At 74.4% G+C, this 2,078-nt stretch carries 2 protein-coding genes and 1 pseudogene; all 3 read right to left on the bottom strand.

The window, feature by feature from the left end; genetic code table 11:
* Positions 1-302, bottom strand: a pseudogene (locus tag AC2W7A_RS11895) (hypothetical protein); the annotation flags it as partial.
* Positions 299-1,048: a SatD family protein gene (locus tag AC2W7A_RS11890; RefSeq protein WP_485991525.1), complete on the bottom strand. Its 750-nt coding sequence runs from the start codon at positions 1,046-1,048 to the stop codon at positions 299-301. The pseudogene AC2W7A_RS11895 and the gene AC2W7A_RS11890, both read right to left, overlap by 4 nt.
* On the bottom strand, positions 1,045-2,078 hold a 1,034-nt coding region (locus AC2W7A_RS11885; RefSeq protein WP_485991524.1), incomplete at its 5' end, for an MFS transporter. The genes AC2W7A_RS11885 and AC2W7A_RS11890, both read right to left, overlap by 4 nt.

The raw sequence follows: 2,078 nt of genomic DNA, 5'->3' as shown, positions 1-2,078 counted from the left end.
CCCTCGCAGCGGCAGGCGTCCGGGGTCCACCACTCGGCGATCTTCCCCAGCGCCTCGTCGCCCAGACGGTTGACGCCCACGGCCAGCGCGAGCGTGAACAGGACCATGCCGGCGTCCGCCATGGCGGCCGGCGGTTCACCGATCAGGGCCTCGACCAGCACCGCGGCGAGGACGACTGCGGCTCCCACGCCGAGTCCCGCCAGTCGGTGGCGGACCGTCGGCGTCGCGTGAGGCCCGCGCCCGGCGAGCAGCGCGACCGTCAGCTCGGTGAGGGCCACGCAGAGCATTACCGCCCCGGTCATGACCGGTCCTCCGTCGTCCCGCCGGCGGTTCGGGGCCCGGCCAGGAGGGCGTCTACCTCGACGAGCATGCGGCCGCCCGAGCGGGACAGGGACTGCGAGACGGCGGACTGGCTGATCCCCTCCGCCTCGGCGATCGCGCTCTGGTAGGTGCCCTCCAGTGTGCCGCGCACGATGCGCCGCTCCCGGGGCTTCAGCTGACCGAGCGCATGCTCCAGCAGGCGCACCGCCGCGGCCTCCACGCCGCCGGCGGGCTCCGCATCGGCGGATCCGGCCGCGGTTCCGTCACCGGCCCCGGCCTCGGACGCCCCGGCACGCCGCACCTCGATCACGGCGCCGCGGGGGTCCCGGTCGTGCCCGGCCTCGATGGCCGCGCGGGCAGACCACCAGGCGTCCCCGTCCTGGATGGGGCCGTCCTCACCCGCCTCGAGGGTGGTGACCGTCCCGAGCCCGATGCCGAAGCGCAGCCGCACCGGGTCCTCGAGCGCGAGCTGCAGACGGAGCAGCGCACGCAGTGCGGTCGCCAGATCCGGATAGACGGCCTGGAACTCGTCCCCCACCGTGGCCCACGGCGAGACCGCGCGGGGCTCGGTGGGCCCGGCTGCGCCGGGGTCCTTCACGACCTGTCCGTGCGCCGCCGCCCACGCGGAGATCACGTGCTCCTGGGCGCCGGCTCGGTCCTGCAGCCCTCGGGAGCCGACGAGGTCCGCGATCACCGCGGCGACGTGGCCGGGTCTCCTCTGGGTCATGAGATCTCTTCCTCACTGATATGATCACCAGTATAAGCCTTTTCATCATGCCGGAGGGTCAGGGTGACCCCCGCCAACACGGCCGTGCAGATCACCCCGCCCACGAGGGACAGCCCGTGGAACCCCACGAGGGCCATGATCACTCCGGACAGTGCCGCGGCGGCGGCGGCGCCGGCGCCCATGCCGGCGTCCGTGACGCCCTGGACCAGCACGCGCCGGGGTCCGGCGGCGTGCTCAGAGACGTAGGTGGACCCGGCCACCGTCGCGAGGGACCATCCCAGCCCCAGCAGGATCAGGGCGGCCGTCACGGCGGCGCGGCTGCTCGGCCACCCGAATCCGACGGCGGCGGAGGCGAGGAAGACGACCTCGCCGAGCGCCACAGTGCGCAGGCGGCCCCAGCGGTCGGCCAGGAGCCCGACCAGGGGCGAGAGCGCGTACATGCCCGCGATGTGCAGGGAGATCACCAGGCCGATCACCACGAGGGTGTCCGTGTCCGTGTGGTGGTGTCCGCCACCGCCGGCCGCCGCGGCATGCCCGGCGTGCTCGGCCGCGGCGAGCTGGGACAGGTGGACGGAGGTCATCGCCATGACGCCGACCATGACCGTGTGCGCGGCCACCACCGCGCCCACGCCTAGCAGGAGACATCGGCTCGCAAGCGTCACCTTCAGTCCGTCGCGCACCTTCGGCGGGGCGACCCGCTCGGCCGCCTGCTCCCCCACCTCGACGTCCGGGCGGAGGTCCAGCGGGTCGGGGCGGAGGCCGATCTGCAGGACGGCCACGGCGACGACCATCCCCGCCAGAGAGAACAGGAAGGGGCCGGAGGTCGACGGCAGCCCGAGACCCTCCGCCACCACCGCACCGGGCCCGATCAGGTTCGGCCCGGACACCGCGCCGATCGTGATGGACCACACGACGATCCCGAGGTCCCGTCCGCGGGTCCGCTCCGCGGCCAGGTCCGTGGCGGCGAAAGCGGGCCTGGAGGTTGCCGGGCGCCGCCGAGGCCGATGCCGAGCGCCGCCAGCACCAGCAG

Source organism: Micrococcus sp. LASM2_SD2 (genome assembly GCF_057364565.1).
The sequence above is the reverse complement of the archived record's forward strand: the minus strand, read 5'-3'. Positions and strand labels throughout refer to the sequence as shown.